Source organism: Arthrobacter sp. UYEF3 (genome assembly GCF_040546245.1).
Lineage (GTDB): Bacteria > Actinomycetota > Actinomycetes > Actinomycetales > Micrococcaceae > Arthrobacter.
In genome coordinates this window covers 20,897-47,426 of sequence record NZ_JBEPNK010000024.1, presented here as the reverse complement: position 1 = coordinate 47,426, position 26,530 = coordinate 20,897, and the positions used below count along the sequence as shown (strand labels likewise).

20 protein-coding genes and 1 riboswitch are annotated in these 26,530 nt (G+C 68.8%); of the genes, 7 read left to right on the top strand and 13 right to left on the bottom strand.

The features are described 5' to 3' along the window. Position 1 precedes the first annotated feature (1 nt). From rimM to ABIB14_RS15060, 6 genes are all read right to left on the bottom strand, one after another. The gene (gene rimM / locus ABIB14_RS15085) at positions 2-607 is read right to left on the bottom strand and encodes a ribosome maturation factor RimM (protein WP_354236728.1); all 606 of its coding nucleotides are present in this window, start codon (positions 605-607) and stop codon (positions 2-4) included. 125 nt (positions 608-732) lie between these two features. Beyond that, complete coding sequence (locus ABIB14_RS15080) at positions 733-975, bottom strand: RNA-binding protein (protein WP_290257539.1); 243 nt, start codon at positions 973-975, stop codon at positions 733-735. Between the two features lies 1 nt (position 976). Continuing rightward, a complete protein-coding gene (gene rpsP, locus ABIB14_RS15075; RefSeq protein ID WP_354236727.1) occupies positions 977-1,393 on the bottom strand; it encodes a 30S ribosomal protein S16 in 417 nt (138 codons plus the stop codon). A gap of 211 nt (positions 1,394-1,604) precedes the next feature. Next, positions 1,605-2,042: a hypothetical protein gene (locus tag ABIB14_RS15070; protein WP_354236726.1), complete on the bottom strand. Its 438-nt coding sequence runs from the start codon at positions 2,040-2,042 to the stop codon at positions 1,605-1,607. 257 nt (positions 2,043-2,299) lie between these two features. Beyond that, the gene (locus ABIB14_RS15065; protein ID WP_354236725.1) at positions 2,300-3,175 is read right to left on the bottom strand and encodes a VOC family protein; all 876 of its coding nucleotides are present in this window, start codon (positions 3,173-3,175) and stop codon (positions 2,300-2,302) included. Between the two features lie 82 nt (positions 3,176-3,257). Beyond that, a complete protein-coding gene (locus ABIB14_RS15060) occupies positions 3,258-4,358 on the bottom strand; it encodes an amidohydrolase family protein (protein WP_354236724.1) in 1,101 nt (366 codons plus the stop codon). Positions 4,359-4,443: 85 nt separating this feature from the next. Continuing rightward, a riboswitch (TPP riboswitch) is annotated at positions 4,444-4,551 on the top strand. Between ABIB14_RS15060 and thiC the strand changes: the two genes are divergently transcribed. Then, the gene (thiC, locus tag ABIB14_RS15055) at positions 4,546-6,375 is read left to right on the top strand and encodes a phosphomethylpyrimidine synthase ThiC (RefSeq protein ID WP_502909680.1); all 1,830 of its coding nucleotides are present in this window, start codon (positions 4,546-4,548) and stop codon (positions 6,373-6,375) included. It overlaps the preceding riboswitch by 6 nt. A 69-nt stretch (positions 6,376-6,444) precedes the next feature. Here thiC and ABIB14_RS15050 read toward each other — a convergent pair whose 3' ends face one another. Beyond that, positions 6,445-7,194 (bottom strand): alpha/beta hydrolase, encoded by a 750-nt coding sequence (locus tag ABIB14_RS15050; RefSeq protein ID WP_354236723.1) that lies wholly within the window; start codon positions 7,192-7,194, stop codon positions 6,445-6,447. A 70-nt stretch (positions 7,195-7,264) separates the two neighbouring features. After that, positions 7,265-8,851 (bottom strand): signal recognition particle protein, encoded by a 1,587-nt coding sequence (gene ffh, locus ABIB14_RS15045; protein ID WP_354236722.1) that lies wholly within the window; start codon positions 8,849-8,851, stop codon positions 7,265-7,267. A gap of 150 nt (positions 8,852-9,001) precedes the next feature. Between ffh and ABIB14_RS15040 the strand changes: the two genes are divergently transcribed. Further along, complete coding sequence (locus tag ABIB14_RS15040) at positions 9,002-10,390, top strand: glucose-6-phosphate dehydrogenase (RefSeq protein WP_354236721.1); 1,389 nt, start codon at positions 9,002-9,004, stop codon at positions 10,388-10,390. A 177-nt stretch (positions 10,391-10,567) separates the two neighbouring features. Here ABIB14_RS15040 and ABIB14_RS15035 read toward each other — a convergent pair whose 3' ends face one another. After that, positions 10,568-10,906: a P-II family nitrogen regulator gene (locus tag ABIB14_RS15035; RefSeq protein WP_354236720.1), complete on the bottom strand. Its 339-nt coding sequence runs from the start codon at positions 10,904-10,906 to the stop codon at positions 10,568-10,570. Beyond that, positions 10,903-12,276 (bottom strand): ammonium transporter, encoded by a 1,374-nt coding sequence (locus ABIB14_RS15030; protein WP_354236719.1) that lies wholly within the window; start codon positions 12,274-12,276, stop codon positions 10,903-10,905. The genes ABIB14_RS15035 and ABIB14_RS15030 overlap by 4 nt, the downstream gene beginning before the upstream one ends. Positions 12,277-12,502: 226 nt before the next feature. Between ABIB14_RS15030 and ABIB14_RS15025 the strand changes: the two genes are divergently transcribed. Together ABIB14_RS15025 and ABIB14_RS15020 are read left to right on the top strand one after the other, a co-directional pair. After that, positions 12,503-13,741 carry an MFS transporter gene (locus tag ABIB14_RS15025; RefSeq protein WP_502909679.1) on the top strand — a complete coding sequence of 413 codons (1,239 nt, stop codon included), beginning with the start codon at positions 12,503-12,505 and terminating at the stop codon, positions 13,739-13,741. 566 nt (positions 13,742-14,307) lie between these two features. Continuing rightward, on the top strand, positions 14,308-15,648 hold the full coding sequence (locus ABIB14_RS15020) for a hypothetical protein (RefSeq protein ID WP_354236718.1): 1,341 nt from the start codon (positions 14,308-14,310) through the stop codon (positions 15,646-15,648). Positions 15,649-15,674: 26 nt separating this feature from the next. Here ABIB14_RS15020 and ftsY read toward each other — a convergent pair whose 3' ends face one another. Continuing rightward, the gene (gene ftsY, locus ABIB14_RS15015; protein WP_354236717.1) at positions 15,675-16,889 is read right to left on the bottom strand and encodes a signal recognition particle-docking protein FtsY; all 1,215 of its coding nucleotides are present in this window, start codon (positions 16,887-16,889) and stop codon (positions 15,675-15,677) included. A gap of 57 nt (positions 16,890-16,946) precedes the next feature. Continuing rightward, positions 16,947-20,552 (bottom strand): chromosome segregation protein SMC, encoded by a 3,606-nt coding sequence (gene smc, locus ABIB14_RS15010; RefSeq protein ID WP_354236716.1) that lies wholly within the window; start codon positions 20,550-20,552, stop codon positions 16,947-16,949. Between the two features lie 278 nt (positions 20,553-20,830). Between smc and ABIB14_RS15005 the strand changes: the two genes are divergently transcribed. Genes ABIB14_RS15005 through ABIB14_RS14995 form a run of 3 tightly spaced genes read left to right on the top strand, consistent with a single transcriptional unit; the run spans position 20,831 to position 25,526 of the window. After that, a complete protein-coding gene (locus ABIB14_RS15005) occupies positions 20,831-21,853 on the top strand; it encodes a 3-oxoacyl-ACP synthase III (RefSeq protein ID WP_354236715.1) in 1,023 nt (340 codons plus the stop codon). After that, complete coding sequence (locus ABIB14_RS15000) at positions 21,847-24,549, top strand: alpha/beta fold hydrolase (RefSeq protein ID WP_354236714.1); 2,703 nt, start codon at positions 21,847-21,849, stop codon at positions 24,547-24,549. The genes ABIB14_RS15005 and ABIB14_RS15000 overlap by 7 nt, the downstream gene beginning before the upstream one ends. Then, positions 24,546-25,526, top strand: a complete 981-nt coding sequence (locus ABIB14_RS14995; RefSeq protein WP_354236713.1) for an NAD-dependent epimerase/dehydratase family protein — start codon at positions 24,546-24,548, stop codon at positions 25,524-25,526. The genes ABIB14_RS15000 and ABIB14_RS14995 overlap by 4 nt, the downstream gene beginning before the upstream one ends. A gap of 26 nt (positions 25,527-25,552) precedes the next feature. On the opposite strand, the gene mutM is transcribed toward ABIB14_RS14995, so the two are convergent. Further along, a complete protein-coding gene (mutM, locus tag ABIB14_RS14990; RefSeq protein WP_354236712.1) occupies positions 25,553-26,530 on the bottom strand; it encodes a bifunctional DNA-formamidopyrimidine glycosylase/DNA-(apurinic or apyrimidinic site) lyase in 978 nt (325 codons plus the stop codon).

The following is a 26,530-nucleotide window of genomic DNA, read 5'->3' as shown; positions in this document are numbered from 1 at the left end:
TTCAGGCGCGGTCTCCGTCGCCGGCAGTGGCGTTGTCGGCATCGGTGCCCTCGGCGCCGCCGTCCGCGTCGCCGTCGTCGGGGGTGGCGCCAGTCTCGGTATTGACGTCGAAGAGTCCGGCCGGCGGGGTGACGCGGACGTACTTGTCGGCGACATTAACCTCGGGGACGATCTGCTCCACGAACGGGATCAGGATTTCTTTTCCGTCCTGGTCAGTCACCACCAGGAGGTCCTGAACCGGCAGGGTGTGCAGCCCCGACACTTTGCCGACCACCGTGTCCCCGACCCGAACATCCAGGCCCACGAGCTCGTGCTCGTACCAGCCTTCGTCGTCGTCGTCCTCGTCCAGTTCCTCGGTCTCGATGAAGAGCTTGGCGCCGCGGAGGGATTCCGCGTCGTTGCGCGTCTCCACTTGCTCGAAGGCCAGCAGCAGGATGTCTTTGTTCCAGCGGGCGCTCTCGACGGTCAGCGGGCCGGCCGAGGCAGGTTCCACCACGAACTGTGTGCCGGGAACAAAGCGGTCACCTGGCGCATCGGTGAGCACCTGGACGGTCACTTCGCCGCGGATGCCGTGGGGCTTGCCGATTCGTGCCACCTGAAGCTGCATCTGTTCCTCTGTTCGGATTCTCTTGAAGTCTGGGGTTTCTGGTGCACTTGCTGCGCAAAACAGTCCGGCCCCTCCACCATAAGCTGGTGGAGGGGCCGGACTTAAGACAAGTAATGCTGGCTGCGCTACCGGCGGCGGTCGGTGTCGACGACGTCGACCCTGACCGGCTCACCGTCGGCCAGCGCCGCCACCACGGTGCGCAAGGCGCGTGCGGTGCGACCCTGGCGTCCGATCACCCGTCCGAGGTCGTCCTGATGAACCCGTACCTCGAGGGTGTCCCCGCGGCGGTTGTTCTTCGCACTGACCTTGACGTCCTCGGGGCTGTCAACAATCCCGCGGACCAGGTGTTCGAGCGCATCTGCCAGCAAATTACTCAGCCTCGGTGGTCTCTGCTTCGGCGGGAGCCTCGGCGGCGTCGTCCTTCTTGGCCTTCTTGGTGATGGCTTCCGGGATGATCACGGAACCCTTTTCCGGAGTTACGAAGGCGGCCTTGGGAGCCTTGGTCTTCAAGGTGCCCTCCTGGCCGGGGAGACCCTTGAACTTCTGCCAGTCACCGGTGATCTTCAGGATCGCGGCAACCTGCTCGGACGGCTGTGCGCCGACGCCGAGCCAGTACTGGGCACGGTCCGAGTCAACCTCGATGTACGAGGGCTCTTCGGTCGGGTGGTACTTGCCGATCTCTTCGATAGCACGGCCGTCACGCTTGGAGCGTGCGTCCATGACGACGATGCGGTAGTACGGTGCGCGCATCTTGCCGAAGCGCTTAAGGCGAATCTTTACGGCCACTTTTGTGGTCACTCCTGTTTCTGAAACGAGGTCGAGCCCGGCGTTCTGCACCCGTGGGGCGGGCCGTACTAGGGGGTTCTAAAGGACAGGATCCGGACGCGGAGAGAGGGGCCACGTGGATCGAGTACCTGATCATTGTGCCAGATCGCCGCGCGAATTTCGACTTGACACCCGCGTCCGGCGCATTTTTTGCGTCACCGGTTGGCGGGCGTCAGGAGGACCAGACGTAGAGCCCGGCCTTGGTGGCGGGGTCCACACCCGCGGCCAGCTCTGCCAGTTGCCGGACGAAGCGGGCGGCCTGCTCTGCACCGAAGGGCATGTCCTCCTCGGCGGCCCAGCCCTCCGCGACGTCGGTCAGGACGTCACCGTCGCCTTCAGTCTCATAGCTGAGCAGGTCCGCCAAGGCGCGGACCATGGCGGCCGGAACGCCCAGCAGCGAGTCGCTGGCCACGTCCACCATGGCCAGCTCGTAGTCGGCCCCCGCAGCGTGGACGGCGGTCCCGGCCAGGTCTCCGAGGCGTTCGACTTCGAAGTCGCTGATGTCCGGAATCCGGACGGCGCCAGCGTCAGCCGCGGCACCGCCGTCGAGGGCTGCCGCACGCTTGAGGGCGGCGTCATGGGTGGCGACGAAGATTTCAGTAAATCCCAAGGAACTGCTCCTCATGAAGGTCGGCGTAGCGTCGTACCGGCGGCCGCACTGCAGGCACGAGGCTGCTGCTACCGTCCGGTTTCAGCCTAGCCCAGCCGGACGGTGCGCTCAGACTGGACATGCCCTGCCGTGGCCGCGGGCAGTGGACATATAGGCACCACGTCCACTCCTTGCTCCGAACAATGGGCATGTCCGGAGTTTGGGCCAGCGACAAGCGGGACGTGTCCCGTTTGCCCCGGCCCAAGTACAGCCGGGTCTCAGCGAACGGCGACGCGGATCCGGTTGCGCCACGGATCGTCGAAGCGCAGCTCGGCGCCCGTGTGGTGGGACTGGACTCCGGCGGTCTTGAGGCGGTCCGCGAGGGCGCCGACGTCCTCGCCGGACGGCACTTCGATCAGGACCTCGCCCAGGCCCAGGGTGTCGCGGCGGGGTCCGGCGCCGCGGCTGTTCCAAACGTTCATGGCCATGTGGTGGTGGTAGCCGCCGGCGGACACGAAGAGCGCCTGGCCGTGCCAGCCGGCCGTTTTTTCGAAGCCGAGGGTGCGGACGTAGAAGTCGTGGGCGGACTGCACGTCGCCGACCTGCAGGTGGATGTGCCCAATGCCGGCTTCGGCCTGCCGCTGACCGGCCAGCGATGCCTCGGTGAGGTGCTGCTCGAGGTAGCGTTGCGGCGGCAGGGCGAGGCTGTCCATCACGACATTGCCGCCCTCCCAGGACCAGGTGTCGCGGGGACGGTCCCAGTAGAGCTCGATGCCGTTGCCCTCGGGGTCGTTGAAATAGAAGGCCTCGCTGACGAGGTGGTCGGCGCTGCCGGTGAAGGACTGCGGCTCGTATTGGGCCGCGCTGGCCACGGTGGCTGCCAGCGCGGGCTGGTCCTCGAAAAGCAGGGCGGTGTGGAACAGCCCGGCCTCGCCGCGCGAGGGAAAGCTGAGCCCCGATGCCGGGGCGAGGTGGACCAGCGGCTTCTGCCTGCGTCCAAGGTAAAGCCCGCCGTCCTGCTCTGCCACGATGTCGAGGCCCAGGGCGCGCTGGTAGTAGTCGGTCATGAGCTGCATGTCGCCGACCTTGAGCATCACGGTGCCCATGGTGAGTTCGGCGGGAAGAAGATCCTGGGTGCTGGCTTCTGCTGTCATCGAAACGCTCCAGTGGTTTCGCGGCCACCGACCCTCGGAGACCCGTTCATACTACTAAATTACTTGAAGCTTCAATTTATTCCTAATGTGCGGGCACTCCCGGACGGACTAGTTCACCGCGCAGCACGATGTTCCGCAGGTCCCGCAGGGTGGCCAGATTACGGCGGGGGTCCTCGGCGCAGACCAGCACGTCGGCGCTGGCGCCTTCGGTGATCGTTTCCGCGCCGAGCCAGTCGCGGGCAGCCCAGCCGGCGGCGTCGAGCGCTGCCCCGGCCGGGAGTCCGGCAGCGTGCAGCGCCTCAAGTTCGTCGACAATGCGTCCGTGTTGGATAACGCTGCCCGCGTCCGTTCCCGCGTAGATGGAAACCCCGGCCTCATATGCCTCGAGAATCCGTTCGGCGCGGAGCTCCCAGAGGGAGTGCATATGCGCGGCGTAGCGGGGGAACTTCGCCTCGGCCCGGGCTGCGATATCGGGGAAGGTGGCGATGTTGATCAGGGTGGGCACGATCGGCACACCCTGCTCGACGAAACGCGGCAGGTGCCGCTGGAGCAGTCCGGTTCCGTGTTCGATGCAGTCGATGCCGGCGTCGAGCATGTCGTCGAGGGTGTCCTCCGCGAAGCAGTGCGCCGTGACCCTGGCGCCCTCGTCGTGGGCTGCCTGGACAGCATCCTTGACGCTGCGCGCCGGGAAGCTGGCGGCGAGGTCGCCGGCGTCGCGGTCGATCCAGTCCCCCACCAGCTTGACCCAGCCATCGCCGGCGCGGGCCTGCTTGCGGACGGCCTCCACGAGGTCCTCGGGCTCCACCTCGACGGCCAGGCCTCGAAGGTACCGGCGCGTCCTCGCGATGTGCCGGCCGGCGCGGATGATGCGTGGCAGCTCGCTCCGCTGCTGGATCCAGCGGGTATCATGGACGGCCCCGGCATCGCGGACCAGCAGAATTCCGGCGTCGCGGTCCGTCCGGGCCTGGTCCTCGGCGATCTGTTCCGGGACGTCCCCGCCGGGTCCGAGCCCGATGTGGCAGTGCGCGTCGACCAGCCCGGGGATAACCCAGCCGTCAAGGACAACGTCCGGGGCCGCGCTGGGACGCTTGAAAGTCAGCCTGCCGTCGACTGCCCACAACCCGCGGTGTTCCCTGACGGGTCCGGTAAGAACGGTGCCGCTGAACTCGATGATGCTGCTCATGCCTTAAAGCCTAATCCGCATCGCTACCCGCACACGGGGCGGGGGCCGCCCCGATGGCTTTCCGCACCGTCTGTGGTAGCTTCGTCTACGACCACACGGGTGCCCCTGCAGGGGCTGAGATCGGGCTGACGCAGTCTGTGACCGTTGAACCTGTCCGGGTAATGCCGGCGAAGGAAGTGAGTAACCCTTGAGCACTACAAATCCAAGGCAGAGCCCTGACCAAACCGGGGCGGCCGCCGTACCAAGCGGGCTCGCCGTCGGCGGTGCATCTCCCGTGACGCAGTCCTTGAAATCCCACACCCTCGCGTATGTCGAAGACGACGGGATCAGTGTTCCCGTGACCGAGATCGCCTTGGAACCCTCCCCGGGGGGTGTCGAGAATCCCCCGTTCCGGGTGTACCGCACGGCAGGGCCGGGCAGCGATCCGGTGGTGGGGCTCGCCCCCTTCCGCCGTGACTGGATCGCCGGACGCGGCGACACGGAGCCGTACCGAGGCCGGGAGCGGAATCTGCTCGACGACGGCAAGTCCGCGGTCCGGCGCGGCGCCTCCTCTGCCGAATGGCGCGGCGCGCCGCCGGAGCCCCGCCGCGCCGTCGACAGCCGTACGGTCACCCAGATGCATTACGCGCGGCAGGGCATTGTGACGCCGGAGATGCGGTTCGTGGCCGTGCGGGAGAACTGCGACGTGGAACTTGTCCGCAGCGAGGTGGCGGCCGGCCGGGCCATCATTCCGAACAACATCAACCACCCGGAGTCCGAGCCGATGATCATCGGCAAGGCCTTCCTCGTGAAGATCAACGCCAACATCGGCAACTCCGCCGTCACCAGCTCCATTGCCGAGGAAGTGGACAAACTGCAGTGGGCCGCCCAATGGGGAGCAGACACCGTCATGGACCTCTCCACCGGCGACGACATCCACACGACCCGCGAGTGGATCATCCGCAACTCCCCTGTTCCCATCGGCACGGTCCCGATCTACCAGGCGCTGGAGAAAGTCAACGGCGAGGCGAACGCCCTGACCTGGGAGATCTACCGGGACACCGTGATTGAACAGTGCGAGCAGGGCGTGGACTACATGACCGTCCACGCCGGCGTCCTGCTGCGGTACGTGCCGCTCACGGTAAACCGGGTCACCGGAATCGTCTCCCGCGGCGGCGCCATCATGGCCGGCTGGTGCCTGGCGCACCACCAGGAAAACTTCCTCTACACCCACTTCGACGAACTGTGTGAAATCTTCGCCAAGTACGACGTCGCGTTTTCCCTCGGCGACGGTCTGCGGCCCGGCGCGACGGCGGACGCCAACGACGCCGCGCAATTCGCCGAACTGGACACCCTGGCCGAGCTCACGCAGCGGGCCTGGGAGTTCGATGTGCAGGTCATGGTCGAGGGCCCGGGGCACGTGCCGTTCCACCTCGTCCGGGAAAATGTGGAGCGCCAGCAGGAACTCTGCAAGGGCGCCCCCTTCTACACCCTCGGGCCGCTGGTCACCGATATCGCACCGGGCTATGACCACATCACCTCGGCGATCGGCGCCACCGAAATTGCCCGCTACGGCACCGCCATGCTCTGCTACGTCACCCCCAAGGAGCACCTCGGGCTGCCGAACAAGGATGATGTGAAGACCGGCGTGATCACCTACAAGATCGCCGCCCACGCCGCCGACCTCGCCAAGGGCCACCCCGGTGCGCACGAACGCGACGACGCCCTGTCGAAGGCGCGGTTTGAGTTCCGCTGGCGGGACCAGTTCGCGCTGTCCCTGGACCCCGTGACTGCCGAGGCCTTCCACGACGAGACGCTCCCCGCTGAACCGGCCAAGACAGCGCACTTCTGCTCCATGTGCGGGCCGAAGTTTTGTTCCATGCGGATCAGCCAAGACATCAGGGACGAATACGGTTCAGCCGATTCCCAGGCGGCGTTTGCGCGCATGGTGGACGGAATGCGGGAGAAGAGCGACGAATTCCTGGCATCCGGCGGCAAGGTCTACCTGCCCGAGCCCACCCTGGGCGCGCGCCCCTAGCACGAGTTCTGGGGCGCCGTCCGCTCATGGACGGCCCCCAAAACTCGTAGGTTGAGGCCCGGCGTGGGACTAGGACGCCCGGGCGTGCCCGCTGCGGTTGACGTCGGCGATGAAGGAGCGGATGGCGCGGTCGCCTTCCTTGGAATCCTGGGGCCGGTGTCCTCCGGGGGCGAGGCGGTGCACGGCGCCCGTCTCCCGCAGGTAGCCGGCAATCTCCTCGTAGAGCGGCTCCCAGCCGCCGGTGAGGACGAGTGTGGGCACGCCCGGGACGATTTGCAGCGGCGCTTCCCACGCCGGGGCCTGCAGCCTGAGCCGGTTCGCTTCCCGCCCGGCGTCGGGGGCCGGCACGCCCAGGGTACCGCGGGCCGGGGCGTGAGCGGCGAACACGCGGCGCACGAATTCCCGGTGGAAATCCTCGTCGCCGAGGTTGTTGCGGACGTCCAAGAGCGGCTGCATGAGCGCCCTGTGAGCCGCGGTCGCGGGCAGTTCCGCCGTGAGCGAGAGGCAGGCGGGCTCCACCAGGGTCAGCGACCGGACCAGGTCGGGACGCTCGACGGCCGCCATCATCGCCGCGATGGCGCCCTGCGCGTGCGCAACGACGTGGCCGCCGGCCTCGCCGCGGCCGTCGTCAGCCAGGGCGCGCAGGACAATGCCGGCGTCCGCCGCGAAGTCGGTTTCCAGCGGATCGGCGACGGCGTCGAAGCCGTGCCGCCGCAGGAACAGGGCGTCATAGCTTAAGGCCATGCCGTGCTGCTTCGGCCACGCGGCGGCACCAAAGCTGCCGGCCCCGTGGACGAAGACTACGCGCTCCTTGAACATGTCCTAAGCCTATGGCACCGTTCCCGCATCCCAGTCGACGACATACTGGCGGGGCGCAAGCCGGCTTCCGTTACTTGCTGCCGCCGAGGAACTTGTCGAACCCCTTGGGCAGGTTGAGCTGGGACGGATCGAAATCCCCGGCCTGCTGGCCGAAGGCCGCGCCGGTGGGCAGGGCTTTGGCACCGGCGGCGCGGCGCGCCTCAGCCTCCCTGAGCTCCTGAGCGGCCTTAGCCGGGTTGCCGGAGCGTGCCTTTTTCTTCGGCGCCGGTTTGGCCCCCTTACGGGCTCCTCCCCCACCCATGCCGGGCATCCCCGGCATCCCGGGCATGCCGCCGCCGGCCGACATCTTCTTCATCATTTTCTGCGCCTGAGCAAAGCGTTCCAGCAGGCCGTTGACTTCGGAAACGTGCACACCGGAACCGCGGGCGATGCGGGCGCGGCGGGAGCCGTTGATGATCTTCGGGGCCAGCCGCTCGTGCGGGGTCATGGACCGGACGATCGCCTCGACTCGGTCGATCTCGCGCTCGTCGAACTGTTCCAACTGCTGCCGGATGTTCTGTGCCCCCGGCATCATCATGAGCATTTTCTTCATCGAGCCCATGTTGCGGATCTGCTGCATCTGGGCGAGGAAGTCATCGAGGGTGAAGTCCTCCTGGTCGGCGAATTTCTTCGCCATCCGGGCAGCTTCATCCTTGTCCCACGACTTTTCGGCCTGCTCGATCAGGGTGAGCACGTCGCCCATGTCGAGGATGCGCGAGGCCATCCGGTCCGGGTGGAAGAGTTCGAAGTCGTCCAGGCCTTCGCCTGTGGACGCGAACATCACCGGTTTGCCTGTGACGGAGGCGACGGACAGCGCGGCACCGCCGCGGGCGTCGCCGTCGAGCTTGGAGAGCACGATGCCGGTGAAGTTGACGCCTTCGTCGAACGCCAGGGCCGTGTTGACAGCGTCCTGGCCGATCATCGAGTCGATCACGAAGAGGACTTCGTTGGGGACGATGGCCCGGCGGATCTGGCGGGCTTGTTCCATCATCTCGGTATCGACGCCGAGCCGGCCGGCGGTGTCCACGATCACGACGTCGTGCAAGGTGCGCTTGGCTTCCTCGACGCCGGCACGGGCGACGGCGACCGGGTCACCGGCGGGGTGGTCCAGCTCGGTGGAGGTGGCGCCCGGGTGCGGGGCGAAGACGGGGACGCCAGCCCGCTGGCCGACGACCTGCAGCTGGGTCACGGCGTTGGGGCGCTGCAGATCGCAGGCCACCAGCATGGGGCTGTGGCCCTGGGCCTTGAGGAATTTGGAGAGTTTACCGGCGAGGGTGGTCTTGCCGGCACCCTGGAGGCCGGCGAGCATGATGATGGTGGGGCCGGTCTTGGCCAGCCGGATCCGGCGGGTCTCGCCGCCGAGGATCTCGACGAGTTCCTCGTTGACGATCTTGACGATCTGCTGGCTCGGGTTCAGCGCGCCCGAGACCTCGACGCCAAGGGCACGCTCACGGACGCGGGCGGTGAACTCACGGACCACGGGGACGGCGACGTCGGCGTCCAGCAGGGCACGCCGGATCTCGCGGACCGTGGCGTCAACGTCGGCCTCGGTGAGGCGGCCCTTGCCACGGAGGTTCTTGAAGGTTGCTGTCAACCGGTCAGAGAGTGAATTGAACACGCGCCGTGCACTTCTTTCAGTGGATCTACAGTTGGCGGCCGGTGCGGCACGCCAGAGTCGTGACTGTTTCGCCGGAACGAACTGCCTCGACAACGGGACTCGACTATCTAGGGTACCAAGCCACACCCTCCAGGTGGCATGCTGGCTTAGATGACCAGTCAAACAACGATAAAGACCCTGCTGATCCTCGGCGCGTCGGGCGACCTGACCGGCAGGCTGCTGCTGCCGGGCCTGGCCCGACTGGCAGCCAGGGGCCACACTCCGGGCCTCACGCTGGTGGGCGCGGGCTCAGACGACTGGACCCAGGAGCAGTGGCTGGAGCGTCTCGAGACCTCCTTCGCCGACGCCAACTCCCAGGCCGATTCCAGCGGCAAGCGGGAGCTGAAGCGGATCCACAAAGGTACCGGCTACCACCAGCTGGACGTCACCGCCGCCGGACAGCTGGCCGGGCTGCTCGCCACGTTAAAGGGTCCGGTCGCGGTGTACTTTGCCCTGCCGCCGAAGATCAGCCAGCTGGCCTGCGAAGCCCTCACCCCGGAGCAGCTGCCCGCCGGGACCCGGCTGGTGATGGAAAAGCCCTTCGGCTCCAACGAGGAGTCCGCCCGGCACCTCAACAAGATCCTGGCCGCCCTGGTCCCGGAAGACCACATCCACCGGGTGGACCACTTCCTGGGCAAGGCCACGGTGTTGAACATCCTGGGCCTGCGTTTCGCGAACAACTTCCTGGAACCGGTGTGGAACCGGGACCATATCGCGAAGGTGGAGATCATCTTCGATGAGGACCTCGCCCTCGAGGGCCGGGCCCGCTACTACGACGGCGCCGGCGCCCTGCGCGACATGATCCAGAGCCACCTGCTCCAGGTCATGGCCCTGATGGCGATCGAACCGCCCGCTTCGGTCGACGAACGGGACCTGCGGGACGCCGTGGCGACGCTCCTGCGCGCCAGCAGCATCAAGGCGCCGTACGCTAAAAACACCCGCCGCGCCCGGTACGCAGCCGGCACCATCGACGGCCGCAAGGTCCCCGACTACGCCCAGGAAACCGGCGTGGACGCGGCCCGCGGAACCGAGACCCTCGCCGAGGTCCAGGTAAGCATCGACAACTGGCGCTGGCAGGGCGTGCCCTTCCTGCTCCGCTCGGGCAAGGCGCTCAGCTCCGCCCGCAAGGAGGCCGTGGTCACCTTCCGCCCGCCTCCGCACCTGCCCCAGGGCTTCACCGGGGTGGACTCCCCCAACCAGCTGAGAATCGGCTTCGGCCCGGACACGCTGCAGTTCGACGTCGACGTGAACGGCCCCGGCGATGTGCTGAGCCTGGACCGGGCGACCCTGCACGCCGAACTGAGCGCTTCCGAACTCCTCCCCTACGGTGAAGTCCTCGAGGGGGTGCTCAGCGGCGACCCCCTGCTGTCCGTGCGGGGGGATACCGCGGAAGACTGCTGGCGCATCATCGACCCCGTACTCAAGGCCTGGGCCCGGGACAGCGTGCCGCTGGAGGAATACGCGGCCGGGTCGCCCGGTCCGGAGGGCTGGGCGACGTAGCGGACGCAACCCTGCCGGCGCCGTCGACGTCGGGCATCACGGCCGGCGCACTGGGTGACGTAGTCAGAGACGAAAAGCGGGCCGGACACCTTTTCAGGTGTCCGGCCCGCTGTCGCACCCCTCATTCGCAGTCCGCTGGAGCGGTCCGCTGGAGCGGTGCGGCTGGAGGGACGCAGCTTAGATGGCGGCCGCGCCGCGTTCTCCGGTGCGGACGCGCACGGCCTCGAAGACGTCCACTGTCCAGACCTTCCCGTCACCGGCCCGGCCGGTATTCGAGCTGGCGATGATGACATCCAGGATGTCGTCCGACTGTTCGTCGGTAGCCAGCACCTCGACCCGGATCTTGGGCAGGAGGTCCACGTTGTACTCGGCCCCGCGGTACACCTCGGTGTAGCCGCGCTGCCGGCCGTAGCCGCTGGCCGCGCTGACCGTCAGGCCCTGCACCCCGTAGGCTTCCAGTCCTTCCCGGATGGCGTCGAGCTTTTCCGGTCGGACGATTGCTGTGATCAGTTTCATGCCCCTACACTTTCCTTGCCTGCTGCGGCCTTCTTGCCGTTGGGCCGGGCGTTCATGGCCTCGGTCGCCGGTGCCCCGGCCGCGTCGCCCTGCGGCTTGCCGGTGATCAGTTCGTGCAGCGGCTGGAAGCTTCCGCCCTGGCCGCCGACGCCGAACTCGTAGGCCGTCTCAGCGTGCAGGCTCAGGTCCACGCCCACGGCTTCCTGCTCCTGGGAGACCCGGAAGCCCATGGTCTTGTGGATCGGGAAGGCGATGATGAAGGTCATCACGGCGGTGAACACGATGGAAAACAGTGCCGCGAGAGCCTGGGCGACCAGCTGGGTGCTGCCGCCGCCGTAGAACAGGCCCGCCGTGCCCTGGGACGGGGTGGCCAGGAAGCCGATCGCGACGGTGCCGACGACGCCGGACACGAGGTGCACGCCGACGACGTCGAGCGAGTCATCGTAGCCGAACTTGAACTTCAAGCCGACGGCGAGGGCCGAGGCCACACCGGCGACGACGCCCAGGGCGATCGCACCGAGCGGCGAGACGTTGGCGCAGGCCGGGGTGATGGCGACCAGGCCGGCAACCACGCCGGAAGCCGCGCCGAGGGACGTCGGGTGCCCGTCGCGGAAGCGTTCGACGGCGAGCCAGCCGAGCATCGCAGCGGCCGGGGCTGCCAGGGTGTTGACCCAGATCAGGCCGGCCTGCTCCACCGTGGCGGCGGCCCCGGCATTGAAGCCGAACCAGCCGAACCACAGGATGGCGGCGCCGAGCATGACGAACGGAATGTTGTGCGGACGGTGGTTCGGGTCCTTGCCGAAGCCCTTGCGGTTGCCGATGATCAGGACCAGGATCAAGCCGGCTACACCGGCATTGATATGGACCACGGTGCCCCCGGCGAAGTCGATCACCGGGGCGAAGGTCTGGCCGAACCAGCCGTCCTTGGAGAAGAGGCCTCCGCCCCAGACCATGAAGGCCAGCGGCGCGTACACGAGGGTGGCCCAGATGGGGGTGAAGATGACCCACGCAGAGAACTTGGCCCGGTCCGCGACCGCGCCGGAGATCAGCGCCACCGTGATGATGGCGAAGGTGGCCGCGTAGCCCACCTTCAGCAGATCCGCCGGGTCGGTGAAGTTGTGCAACCCAAAGTGGCTGAAGGGGTTGGCGACGATCTGGAAGAAGTTGTCCTCGTTGCTCGTGGCCATCGAGGCGCCCCACAGGACCCACGTGATGCCGACGGTTCCAATGGCGACGAAGCTCATCATCATCATGTTCAAAGCCGACTTGGCGCGGGTCATGCCGCCGTAGAAGAATGCCAGGCCCGGGGTCATGAACAGCACGAGGGCTGAAGCGACCAGGAGCCAAACGAGACCTGCGGTGAGTTCCATGGTCTGCGTCCTCTCTTGCTTTTGGTGCGGAGTGGCCCGCCAGTCCCAACGCCTTTTGCGTTCTAAGAAGATTCTGCTGGCGCCGTGTTTCAGCGACTGGGAAGTTACATTGCCGGGTTGTTACAAGAATCTCCCGGAAGTAAATGGTGCGTCTCGGGCTTGTTACGGTTATGTTTCCGGAGCCCCATCCCGTCCCCGGCCCAACCAAGGCACTGAAAGCAGCAGCATGAGCAAATCAACTCGTTCCGCCCAGGGAACACGGCCCCCCGAGGGCCTGGGGCACCCCGGCAGACCCCGCCTGCCACGGGACATCAAGGTGATGCTGGCCGCAGCCTTCCTGATTGCGCTGGGCTTCGGCCTCGTGGCGCCGGTACTCCCCCAGTTCGCCACCACGTTCAACGTCGGCGCTACCGCAGCGGGGGTGATTGTCAGCATCTTCGCGTTCATGCGGCTCGTGTTCGCGCCGGCGGGCGGGGCGCTGATCGTGCGCCTGGGAGAGCGCCCCGTCTACGTGGCCGGGCTGCTGATCGTGGCGGCCTCCACGGCTGCCTGCGCCTTCGCCCAGGACTACTGGCAACTGCTGATCTTCCGCGGCCTGGGCGGGGCCGGATCGGTGATGTTCACGGTGGCGTCGATGACCCTCGTGGTCAGGCTCGCGCCGCCGGAGAGCCGCGGCCGGGTCTCCGGCGCCTACGCCTCGGCCTTCCTGATCGGCAGTGTGGGCGGGCCGATCGTGGGCGGCCTGCTGGCCAGTTTCGGCCTCAGGGTGCCGTTCCTTGCCTACGCGGCCGCGCTGGTGCTGGCCGCCGCCGTCGTACAGACCCAGCTCAGCCACGTCCCCGCGGGCTCGCGGACGGCGGGCGCCGCGGCGCCGGCCATGCAACTGCGGGACGCGCTGCGGGACAGCGCGTACCGGGCCGGGCTGGCCTCCAGCTTCGCCAACGGCTGGGCCACATTCGGGGTCCGGATGGCCACGGTACCGCTATTCGCCGTCGCGGCACTCGGCGCGGGATCCGCGTCTGCGGGCTGGGCGCTGGCCGTGTTCGCTGCGGGCAATGCCGTGGCTCTCACGTTCTCCGGGCGGCTCGCGGACAGACTGGGACGGAGGCCGATGGTGCTCGCCGGGCTGATCGTCACCGGCCTCGCCACCGCCAGCATCGGCCTGACGCACCAGTTGTCCTGGTTTCTGCTGGCCTCGGCCGTTGCCGGCATCGGGGCGGGGCTGCTCGGGCCCGCCCAACAGGCGGCCATCGCCGACGTCGTGGGCAACGAACGCTCCGGCGGCCGGGTGCTCGCCGCGTTCCAGATGACCTCGGACAGCGGCGCCATCGCGGGGCCGGTCATCGTGGGGCTGCTGGCCGACCGGCTGGGCTACGGCTGGGCGTTCGGCGTCACCGGCGGGGTGCTGCTCGCGGCCGCCGTGGGCTGGCTGCTGGCCCGGGAAACGTACCAGAAACCCAAGTAGCCCGCAGTAGCTCTCGTTTTGAGACGGACAACGGCAACAGCTGCGGGCCGGGCGGGACCCGAGGGGGCTAGTTCAGCAGCGCGGAGCCTCGTGCCCAAGCCGTTGCCGGTTACCCAGTTACGCGGTCATACCAGCCCAGGAGCCGTGGTCGGTGACGGATGCCGCGATTGGCTAAGCTGGGGACAATTCTCACAATCTTCCGGAGGTAATCCCCCATGGCCAGAATCGACTCGTCCCCGGGGAACGCCGATCCCTCTGGCCCCAAAGAAAATACAAAATCGGGGCGCGGGAAGCGGACATGGATTTTTGCCGGCGGAGGAGTCGCTGCCATAGTCATAGCCACTGCGGTTCTGGTTCCTCTTGCTGTCGGCGACTCGAAGCAGTCCCCGACGGTCGCTTCCCAGTCGCCAAGTGCGCCTGCGACGGTGCCTGCCTCTGCCGAGGTGGGGCCGACGGTCACTTCCTATAAGCAGCCGGGCCCGCCGGCCGGGTCGCCGCTGGAAAAGGTTGAGCCTCTCAATGTAGATGTCTCCAGCGAACTCGTAGGCAGCTCACTCGTAAAGGGCATGACTGGAATCTCCCTCGAAGCCACAGACCTGGCCGACCCTGACCTCAGCAGCGACAACGCGTCAATGGTCAAGCTCCTAAAGGAGATGGATCAGCCGGTTCTGCGATTTGGCGGCAATGCCGTGGACCGGCGCTTCTTCTGGACGTCCACAGGCGAGGCGGTCCCGGCCAGTTACAAGGGAGACAAAACTCATCCGGTGAAGGCCGTGGGTCCCTCTGACCTGGTCCGGCTGAAGACCCTGCTTGAGGCCGCCGATGCAACGGTGACCCTCACGGTAGACCTTGGCCACTACAACCCGGCCCGGGCAGCCGACATGGTCAAGCACGCCTCCGCCATCTTCGGTGACCGCCTGCTCAGCATCACGGTGGGCAACGAGCCCAACGGCTTCGTTTTCAACGATGTGAAGACCGGCAGCGGCTACAGCCTGGACCAGTACATCCGCGAATTGAAGGACTACGCCAAGGCAATCTATGCAGTAGCACCCAATGTGCCCATCTCCGGCCCGGGCGCCTACGACCAGAAGTGGTGGCAGCCCTTCGTTGAAGCGGAGCTACCCCAGAAGAAGATCCTCACCTTCCACAACTACCCGCTCTACAGTTGCGACGGCAGCGACCCCAAAGGGTCGCCTACCATGGCCAACCTGATGAGCCAGTTGATGCACGACCGTGCCGCCGACTACCAGAAGTCGGCGCTCAAGGTCGGCAAGGACGCTGGCCTGGAAACGTGGCTCCCGGAAACCGGGATCGCGGCTTGCCCCGGCTCGAACGAGACCTCCCGCACCCACGCTTCGGCGCTGTGGGCTGCAGACTACGTCCTCAACGCCGCTCAGCTCGGCATCACCCGGATCGGCTTCCACGGCTCTCTGCAGACCTGCAAGGGCGGACCGCCGCTGTCCGCCATCTGCAGCGCCGGCGCCTACCCGTTCGGCGACGGCCAGATGTCCGGCCGGGCCAACTTCTTCGGAATCTCCATGGTGGCCGAGCTCGAGGCCGGGAAGTTTATGAAGCTGAAAAGTTCAGGTGGCGGCCTGGCGTTTAACTACGCGCTGCGGAACGATGACGGCAGTACCACCGTGGTGATCGTCAATGAAAATGACCCTGAAAAGGCCGCCCAGACAGAAGTCACTCTCAACCTGCCGGGCAAGCCGGTAACCGGCACCATGACGCAGCTCAGCGGCCCCAGCTACAAGGCAGAGGACCAGACCGTTATCGATGGCGCCAAGACCGAGCCGAAGCCCCTCGCAGGCCGCCCCACGGTGCCGGGCTTCGCCTACAAGTCGGGGACGCAGAAGTTCAAGTTGACGGCCGGCACCGTGACAGTGTTGAACTTCAAGTACTGAGGCGGGCAGGGCGGGACCCGAGGGGGCTAGTTCAGCAGCGCGTCCACGAAGGTTTCGGCGTCGAAGGGGGCGAGGTCGTCCGCGCCCTCGCCGAGACCCACCAGCTTCACCGGCACGCCCAGGGACTTCTGGATCGCGACGACGATGCCGCCCTTGGCGGTGCCGTCCAGCTTGGTCAGCACGATGCCGGTGATGTTCACGACTTCGGCGAACACGCGGGCCTGGTTCAGGCCGTTCTGGCCGGTGGTCGCATCCAGGACCAGGAGCACCTCGTCCACCTCGGCGAGCTTTTCGATGACGCGCTTGACCTTGCCAAGCTCGTCCATCAGGCCCACCTTGTTCTGCAGCCGGCCCGCGGTGTCGATCATCACGACGTCGACTTCCTGGTCGATGCCGGCCTTGACCGCCTCGTACGCGACGGACGCCGGGTCCGCGCCGTCGATGTCCGACTTGACGGTGGCGACGCCGACGCGCTGGCCCCAGGTGGCCAGCTGCTCGGCCGCCGCGGCACGGAAGGTATCGGCGGCGCCGAGCAGCACGTCCTTGTCCTCGGCGACGAGCACGCGGGCGAGCTTGCCCACTGTGGTGGTCTTTCCGACCCCGTTGACGCCCACCACCATCATCACCGCGGGCTTGTCCGCGTGCCGCTGGACGTTCAGGCTGCGGTCCATGCCGGGGTCAACAAGCTTGATGAGTTCCTCGCGCAGCATGGCCTTGACGTGTTCCGGCGAGCGGGTGCCCAGTACTTTGACGCGTTCGCGGAGGGCGTCGACCAGCTGCATGGTCGGTTCCGTGCCGAGGTCTGCCAGCAGCAGGGTCTCCTCCACCTCGTCCCAGACATTTTCGTCGATTTTGTCCGCTGAGAGCAGGGCGAGGAGGCCCTTGCCCAGGATGTTGTTGGATTTGACCAGGCGTTCGCGCAGCCGGTTCAGGCGGCCTGCCACCGGCAGCGGGGTCTCGACCGGAACGGTCTCGAGGCCCGCGACATCGTCCGGGACCTCGACGGTCTCGAGGCCTTCGACGTCGACGGCGTCCGGCGCCGCCGCCCCGCTGGCCGGGGCCGGGACCGGGCGGTCCTCAAGCAGCGTGCCTCCGCCGGTGCCCTGCACAGGGTCGTTCGCGTCGCGCGTTCCGGGGTAGTTGGTGATGTTCTTCCGGGTCTTCATGAGCACCGGAATGAGAGCGCCGAGGACCACCAGGACAACGAGGATGGGCAGGAGGATGGGGAGGATGTCGTTCACTCCCCTAGCTTCTCATAACCCTAAACGCCCGGCGGGCGGGCGCCCAGACGACGACCTTCAGGCGTCGGCGCCGAGCCGCTGGCTGATCACCGTGGAGACGCCGTCACCGCGCATCGTGACGCCGTAGAGCGCGTCCGCGACCTCCATGGTGCGTTTTTGGTGGGTGATGATGATCAGCTGGCTGGTCTCGCGCAGCTCCTCGAAGATCGTGATGAGGCGGCCCAGGTTGGTGTCGTCCAGGGCGGCCTCGACCTCATCCATGACGTAGAACGGGGAGGGTCGGGCCTTGAAGATCGCCACCAGCAGGGCCACCGCCGTCAGCGACCGTTCGCCGCCGGAGAGCAGGGAAAGCCGCTTGATCTTCTTCCCGGCCGGGCGGGCCTCCACCTCGATGCCGGTGCTGAGCATGTCCGAGGGGTTGGTGAGGACCAGCCGGCCTTCGCCGCCCGGGAACAGCCGCGCGAAGACGCGGACGAACTGGGCGGCCGTGTCCTCGAAGGCCTCGGCGAAGACCTTTTGCACGCGTTCGTCGACTTCCTTGATGATGTCCAGCAGGTCCTTACGGCTGGCCCTGAGGTCCTCAAGCTGGGTGCTCAGGAACTGGTGCCGCTCTTCGAGGGCCGCGAACTCTTCCAGCGCGAGCGGGTTGAACCGGCCCAGGGCGGACAGGTCGCGCTCGGCCTTGCGGAGCCGCTTCTCCTGCTCTTCGCGGACGAAGGGTTTGCCCGCTACGAGATCGCGTCCGTCCTCGTCCACCGGGGCGCGGAGGGCAGCCCACTTGTCCGCCGATGGGGCCGCAGTCACCGGCACGGGACTATCGGGGCCGAAGTCGGCGACGAGCTGGCAGGCGGTCAGGCCGAGTTCTTCGACGCTGCGCAGCTCGAGGGCTTCGATCCGGAGGCGCTGCTGCGAGCGGACCAGTTCGTCGCGGTGCACGGAGTCGGTCAGCTCGGCCAGTTCGCGTGCGAGTGCGTCGTTCCGGGTGCGCGCCCCGGCCAGTTCCCGCTCCATCTGTTCGCGGCGCTCCTCGGCGCGGTCGTTTTCGCGGCGGGCCAGCTGCACCGACACGTCGATGAAGCCGATCACCCGTTCCACCGCGGCGGACACGGCGGCGGCCCGGCCGGCCTGGAGCCGGCGGCGGCGGGCCCGTTCGGCAGCCTCCTCGCGGGCGCGGCGCTCGGTGGCGGCCGCACGTTCCAGCGACGTGGCCTGGTTGCCGATGGCGGTCAGTTGTTCCTCCGCGCTGCGCAGCGAGAGGCGGGCCTCCATCTCGGCCGCGCGCGCCGCGGACGCCGCCAGCGCGAGGGCGTCACGGTGTTCGGAGGAGGGTTCTTCCTCGGCGGGAATCTCCTGAGCGGAGGCAAGCCTCGCCGCGACAGCTTCCAGCGCCTCCTGCTCCGTCTGGATGTTGGCCGCTGCCTTGGCCAGCGACGCGGCGAGACGTTCGCTTTCCCCGATGGCGCTGCGCAGCACCGAGTTCAGGTGGCCGAGCCGTTCGGCCACGGCGGCGAGCCGGGCATCCGAGTCGTGCAGCTTTTCCAGGGCGGCGTCCGCGCGGTCTTGGGCAGCCGTGCGGCGGGATTGCGCGGCGGACAGCGCGAAGCGGTTCCGTTCCAGGTCGGCCGCCACGCCGGCGAGCCGGGCTGCGGCGTCGTCGACGGCGGCCTGGACTTCGAGCAGCGAGGGCGCCGTCGCGGAACCGCCGCTGACGGTCAGGGCGGTGAACACATCGCCGGCCCGGGTCACCGTCTTCAGTTCCGGCCGGGCGGCAATGAGCCGCACGGCACCGTCGAGGTCCTCGACGACGGCGGTGCCGGCCAGCAGCAGCGCCAGCGGCACGGCAGCGCCGCTGTCCCCGGCAGGGAGGACTAGTCCAGCGGCCCACCGTGCGCCGGCGGGAAGTTCGCTACCCATGGCCGGGCCATCGGCGGCCGCGGCGGGAGGTATTGTCGCATCGGCCAGCAGCAGCGCGGCGCGGCCGGCATCGTCGTCCTTGAGGAGCTGCACCGCGGCGGCGGCGGACGCAGCGTCGCGGACGACGACCGCGTCGGAGCAGCTGCCCAGTGCGGCGGCGATGGCGGTCTCGTAGCCGGGCTCCACGGCCAGCATTCCCGCGAGGGCGCCGAGAACGCCGGGCACCCCGGCGGCGAGCACGTGTTCCGAGCCGTCCTTGCGGTTGAGGCCAAGCTGCAGGGCGTCCCGGCGGGCCGCGAGGGCGTCGCGTCCACGCTCTGCGTCCCGTTCGGCCGCCTTGAGGCCGTCGATTTCCGCCGTCACGGCGTCCAGGGCCTCGCTGGCGGCTTCGTAGTCGGCGTCGAGGGTTTCCTCGCCGTCCTCGACGCCGGCGACCTGCGACTCGAGGGCGGTGAATTCGCTTTGGGCGTGGCGGCGCCGTTCCTCGCCGGCCTTCTGCGATTCCCGCAGCCGGCCCAGCTCGGCCTGGGCGGATTCGACCCGGGACCGCGCGGCACCCACCTGGCCGGCCAGCCGGGCCAGGCCCTCGCGCCGGTCCGCGGCGGCGCGGAGCAGGGTGGCGAGGCGTTTGTCCTCGGCGGCGGCCGCGGCTTCGGCCTCCTGTTTGGCGGCGGAAGCCTCATCCAGGGCGGTGCGCCGCTCGACGATCTGGGCTTCCAGCGCGGCCTGTTCCGCCCGCACCCGGGCCGCCTGCCGTTCGAGCTGTTCAGGGTCCCGCCCGGCGTCGGGGGCCGCGTCCGCCGTGCCCAGCAGGCGGCGGCGTTCCTTGGCAAGCGCCCCGAGGGAGCGCAGCCGTTCCCTTCCGGAGGAGAGCTGGTACCAGGTATCACGGGCGGCGTTGAGCTTCGGGGTGGCCTCGGCGGCGAGCTGCTCCAGACCGGCCTGGTGCCGGCGGCCGGCCTCGAGTTCCCGTTCGACGACGGCGCGGCGGGCCTTCAGTGCGGTCTCCTCCGCGACGTCCTGGGCCAGCACGGACTGCAGCTGGACCAGGTCATCGGCCAGCAACCGGGAGCGGGCGTCGCGTGCCTCGAACTGGACGGTCTGGGCGCGGCGGGCCACTTCCGCCTGCTTGCCTAGCGGGGTGAGCTGGCGGCGGATCTCACCGGTGAGATCGCTCAGCCGGGCCAGGTTGGCCTGCATGGCTTCGAGTTTGCGGACCGTCTTTTCCTTGCGGCGGCGGTGTTTGAGGATGCCGGCCGCTTCCTCGATGAAGCCGCGCCGGTCCTCCGGGGTGGCGTGCAGGACCTTGTCCAGCTGCCCTTGCCCGACGATCACGTGCATTTCCCGGCCCAGGCCGGAGTCGGAGAGCAGTTCCTGGATGTCCAGCAGCCGGCAGCTTGCCCCGTTAATGGCGTATTCGGAGCCGCCGGTCCGGAACAGCGTGCGGGAAATGGTCACTTCGCTGTAGTCGATGGGCAGCGCACCGTCGCTGTTATCGATGGTCAGGGAGACGTGGGCGCGGCCCAGCGGCGGGCGGCCGGAGGTCCCGGCGAAAATGACGTCCTCCATCTTGCCGCCGCGCAAGGTCTTGGCACCCTGCTCGCCCATCACCCAGGACAGCGCGTCCACCACATTGGACTTGCCCGAGCCGTTGGGACCCACCACGGCGGTGACGCCGGGTTCGAATTCGAAAGTCGTCGCCGAAGCGAACGACTTGAATCCCCGGACGGTCAGGCTTTTCAGGTGCAAGGTGTTTCGGGTCTCCTGCTCGGCGGACTGGGTGCCGGTTTGGTGGTGCGGTTTTCGGGTGCTGGTTTGGTAGGACGGCTGTTCTGCACGGCCCCTGATCCTTACAATCTACTGCGGAGCTGTGATAATTCCGTGCAAAAACCCGCGCGAAAGCCACAGCCGGCGCGGTGGGCACATGCAGGAATGTATCTGCAGCGGGCATAGTTAAGCACTTGGGCTTGTGCTTGAAGGTGTGGTCACCCGCCGGAGCGCAGGACAGATACGAACAGAGGCTTGATTTGATAGGGAATGCAACATTCCGGCACCGCAATACCGCATTGCTTTCGGTAAGCAGCGTCGAAGCTCCGAAAATCGTCAGTTCCGCGGACTTCGACCGCAGGCTGGCCCCGACCCTGCAGCGGCTGAAGTTTCCCCCGAAACTGCTCGAACGGGTCGCCGGCATCACGCACCGCCGCTGGTGGGCTCCCGGGACGTCGTTCGACGACGCCGCCATCGAGGCGGGCGCGAAAGCACTGGCCGAGTCCGGCGTCGAAGCGTCCGAGGTGGGCCTGCTGATCAACACCTCCGTCACGCGGCGCAGCCTTGAGCCGTCCGTCGCGGTGAAGATCCACCACGGACTGAGCCTTCCGTCATCGGCGATGAACTTTGACCTGGCCAACGCGTGCCTTGGCTTCGTCAACGGCATGACGCTGGCCGCCAACATGATCGACTCAGGACAGATCAAGTACGCCGTGATCGTCAACGGTGAGGACGCCCAGGCCACACAGGAGGCCACCCTGGCGCGGCTGCAGCGGCCCGAAACGACCCGCGAGGACTTCGGCCGTGAGTTCGCCACGCTCACCCTGGGCTCAGGAGCCGCCGCAGCCGTTCTGGGCCCGGCTGACGAACACCCCGGCGCGCACCGGATCGTGGGCGGCGTGATGCGTGCCGGCACCGAGCACCATGAACTGTGCGTGGGCGGCATCGACGGCATGACCACCGACACCAAGGGCCTGCTCGACGGCGGGCTGCGGCTGGTGGTCGACGCCTGGCAGGAGGCGCAACCGGAGTGGGACTGGGCCTCGATGGACCGCTACGTCACACACCAGGTGAGCAACGCCTACACGCAGGCCATCATCGACGCGATCGACCTGGACCCGGCCAAGGTCCCGATCACGTTCCCGCACTGGGGCAACGTGGGCCCGGCGTCCCTTCCCATGACCCTCGCTGCCGAGGCGCAGACCCTCGCAACCGGTGACCGCGTGCTGTGCATGGGCGTCGGGTCCGGCCTGAACACGGCCATGGTGGAAATCGTATGGTAGACGCCGGCTGGCCCGGCGTGGACCCGGAATGGTCGCGCGAAATAGGCGTGCCGTCCAGCTCCGCCGCGGATCAGCCCGGGACGGTGCGCCGCTGGCACCTGCTCGATAACGGCGCCCAGCTCTCCCGCCGAGGCCTGGCCCCGGCCGGCACCCTGCTGTGCGTGCACGGCAACCCGACCTGGTCCTACCTGTGGCGGACCCTGCTGGCCGCCGGAACCGATCCCGCCCGGCCGTGGCGCGTGGTGGCGGTGGACCAGCTGGACATGGGCTTCTCCGAGCGCACCGGCACGTTCCGGCGCCTGGCGGACCGGATCAACGACCTGGGTGACCTCACCGCCGCGCTCGGCTTGGCGGGGCCGGTCGTCACGGTCGGCCACGACTGGGGCGGCGTGATCAGCCTCGGCTGGGCCCTGGCGCATCCGCAGCAGCTCGCCGGCGTGGTGCTGACCAACACCGCCGTGCACCAGCCCGCCGGCTCCCCCATCCCCCCGGCGCTCCGGCTGGCGCTGCACCCCGCAGTGCACCGCTGGGGAACGACGACGTCGGACGCGTTCCTGCGGGTGACGCATTCGCTGGCGCACCCGCCGCTGCCCGCAGCTGTCCGCGGCGCCTTCATGGCCCCCTACCGGGGTGCCGGCCGCCGCGCCGGGGTGGGAAACTTCGTCGCGGACATTCCGGCGGACCCGTCCCATCCCAGCTTCCCGGCACTCAACCGCGTCGCCGAGGGGCTGAGCGGGCTGACCGTCCCGGCCCTGATGCTCTGGGGCCCGCGGGACCCGATCTTTTCCGACCGGTACCTCAAGGACCTCATCGGCCGGCTGCCGCACGCCAAGGTGCATCGCTTCGAGGGCGCCGGGCACCTGGTCGCCGAAGACCGGGACATCGCCGCGCCCGTGTTCGAATGGCTCGCGGGACACGGCCGGGACAGCGAAACGACTGGCACCCGGGTCGATTCGCAGCCGCAGCCGGCTGCCGCGACCCCACGCCCCGGCACCGGAGTCCCGCCCCTGTGGGCTCCGCTTACGGAGCTGGCCGCCGGAGCAGCCGGCGGGGAGACCGCCGTCGCGGAAATGGACGCGGACGGCGGCGTCGCCCGCTCGCTCAGCTGGCGCGAGCTGGAACAAGACATCACCGCCCTCACGGCGGGCCTGCGGGCAGCCGGCGTAAGCCGCCACAGCCGGGTGAGCCTGATGGTGCCCCCGGGCGTGGATTTGACCGTGGTCCTCTATGCCTGCCTGCGGCTCGGTGCGGTGGTGGTCGTGGCCGACGCCGGCCTGGGCACCCGCGGCCTGAGCCGTGCCGTGAAGGGCGCCACCCCGGATTTCCTGATCGGAATCGACAAGGCGCTGGCCGCTGCGGCGGTGCTCGGCTGGCCGGGCCGGCGCATCAGTGTGCGGGACCTGCCGGCCGCCCGCCGGCGCCTCCTCGGCGTCGAAACCTCCCTGGCCGCCCTTACCCGCAGCGGGGCCGGCGCCGGCCAGGAACCGCCGTCGCAGGCTCCGGACTCGGACCGGGCTCCGGCAGCGGACGCGCCGGCGGCCGTGCTCTTCACCTCCGGCTCCACCGGTCCCGCCAAGGGCGTGCTCTACACGCACCGGCAGCTGGCCGCAATGCGGGACACCGTCGCCGCGACGCTGGGGATCCGCCCGGGCGCACGCCTGGTGGCAGGCTTCGCACCGTTCGCCCTGCTGGGACCGGCGCTCGGAGCCGTTTCGGTGACGCCCGCCATGGACGTCACCGCGCCCCGCACCCTGACGGCCCCTGCGCTGGCGGCCGCCGCCGCGGCCATTGACGCCACGGTGGTCTTCGCCTCGCCCGCGGCGCTGCGGAACGTCCTGGCCACCAAAGGAGGCCTGGACCGGGCCGGGCATGATGCCCTGGGACGCGTGGAGCTGCTGCTCTCCGCGGGGGCTCCCGTCCCTGAACCGCTCCTCGCCGAGGTGCAGCGGCTGCTCCCCCGGGCCTCGCTGCACACCCCCTACGGCATGACCGAGGCGCTGCCAGTGACCGACATCAGCCTCGAACAGATCCGCGCCGCCGGGGCCGACGCCGCCGCCGGAACCATGGCGGGGGCCGGCAACGGCGTGTGCGTGGGCCTGCCGGTGCACGGCGCCCGCGTGGCCGTGGTTCCGCTCGCCGCGGACGGCACCGCACCCGGGAACGATCCTGTCACCGACGCGGGAGTGACCGGCGAGATCCTCGTCAGTGCCCCGCATGTGAAGGACGCCTACGACAGGCTCTGGCTGACCCAGCGCGAGAGCGTCCGCACGCCCGGATGGCACCGTACGGGCGACGTCGGGCACTTCGACGCCGGCGGCCGGCTCTGGGTGGAGGGACGCCTCGCACATGTGGTGACGGCTCCCGGTACGGTCGTGACGCCGGTGGGCGCCGAGCAGGCCATCGAATGCCTGGCGGACGTCGTGCTGGCCGCCGTCGTCGGCGTCGGTCCGGCCGGGACGCAAGCCGTCGTCGCCGTCGTGGAGACCGTACCTCCCGCCCGCCGGGCCGGTCCGGCCGCCCCGCAGCTCGCCGGTCGGGTGCGGGACGCGGCCCGCCGGGCCGGGATCAGCGTTTCCGCCGTGCTCACCGTCCCCGCCCAGCCGACCGACATCCGCCACAACGCCAAGATCGACAGGACCCGGCTGTCCCGCTGGGCCTCGACGGTCGTGGCCGGCGGCCGTCCGGGCACGCCGTGAGGGTCCTCGTCACCGGTGCGAGCGGCCTGCTCGGCCGTGCTGTGGCCCGGCTGCTGGTGGACCGGGGCCACAACGTCACCACGTTCCAGCGCCGTCCCTCGGGCGTTGACGGCGCCGCGAACGTCACCGGCTCGGTCACGGACGACGCCGCCGTCCGCCGCGCCGTTGCCGGCGCGCAGGGCGTCATCCACCTTGCGGCGAAGGTTTCCTTCACCGGCCGCGCCGCGGAATTCGACGAGGTCAATGTCGAAGGCACGCGGCGCCTGCTCCGGGCGGCCCGCGAGGCCGGGGTGCGGGACCTGGTGTTTGTCTCCTCCCCGTCGGTGGCCAACTCCGGGGCGTCCATCACCGGGCTGGGCGCCGAGCCGGCGGATCCGGACCGCGCGCACGGCGACTACTCGCGCACGAAGGCTGAGGCCGAACTGCTGGCGCTGGCGGCGGACTCGCCGGAATTGCGGGTGGCTGCGGTGCGGCCCCACATCGTCTGGGGACCGGGCGACACGCAGCTGGTGGAACGGGTACTCGAGCGCGCCGGCCGAGGCCGCCTGCCGCTGCTGGACGCCGGCGCGGCCCTGATCGACACCACCTATGTGGACAACGCAGCGTCGGCGATTGTCGCCGCGCTGGACCGCATCGATTACATTCACGGCCGGGCACTGGTCGTCAGCAATGGCGAACCGCGGCCGGTCGGCGAGCTGCTGGCGGGCATCTGCGCCGCCGGCGGCGTCCCGGCGCCGTCGTGGCGGGTGCCGGGCAGACTGGCGCGCGCGGCAGGATCGGTGCTGGAAAAGGTCTGGACCCTGTCGGGCCGGGCGAAGGAACCCCCGATGACCAGATTTCTGGCGGAGCAGCTCTCGACGGCCCACTGGTTCGACCAGCGCGAGACCCGAGCACTCCTCGACTGGGTCCCCGCCGTCCCGCTGGATGAGGGCCTGGCCAGGCTGGCCGCGTATTACGGTTCGCCGGAGCCGGTGTAGCGACCCCGCGGGCCCGTCGGGCTGCCCTACCAGCGCCCGTTCCGCGGCCGCGGCTGGCAGACCGGGCAGGTGTAAGAGGAACGGTTCATGAACTGCTCCCGCTTCAGCAGGCTCACCCGGCCGACGGCGGCGCAGCGCCTGCACTCCTGGCCCTCGCGGCCGTAGGCGTTCAGGGAGCGCTCGAAGTAGCCGGAGGACCCGTTGACATTGACGTAGAGGGAATCGAAGCTCGTGCCGCCGGCGGCCAGGGCGTCGGTCATGACCTCGCGGGCAGCGTCGAGGACGCGGAGCGCATCGGAGCGGCGCAGGGTGTCCGTGGGACGGGCGTAATGGAGCCTGGCGAGCCAGAGGGCCTCGTCCGCATAGATGTTTCCGATCCCGGAAACCAGTCCCTGATCCAGCAGCGCCCGTTTGAGCCCGGTCTTACGCGCCCGCAGGCGCCGGTAGAAGGCATCGAATGAAAAGTAGGGGTCCAGCGGGTCCCGGGCAATGTGGGCGGCTTCCTCGGCGATCAGCGGCAACGGCGTTTCGGCGAGGCCGCCCGGGCCGCCGTCGGGCGTGGGGATGAGCGCGGTGAGGAACAGGCCGCCGAAGATGCGCTGGTCCACGAACCGCAGCTGTTCCGGCATGCCGGCCGCGGGACTCAGCCGCAACCGGACCTTCATGTGTTTCTCGTCCGGGACGCCGGCGTCCTGCATCAGGAGCTGCCCCGACATGCCCAGGTGGGCCATCAGGGCCACGGCGGGCGCACCGGTGCCGGCCTCGCCGTGAGCGGGCGCCCGATCGGGCTCGTGCGTGTCCGCCAGCGGGAGCCAGAGGAACTTTCCGCGCCGGACCACGTCCAGGACGCGGGCGCCTTCCAGATTTCCGGCGAAGTCCTCGGCCCCCAGCGGATGCCGGCGGATGGAGCGCGGATCCCGCACCTCCACGGAGGTAATGGTCCGGCCCCGCACCCAGTTCACCAAGCCGCGCCGGACGACTTCGACCTCGGGCAGTTCAGGCAA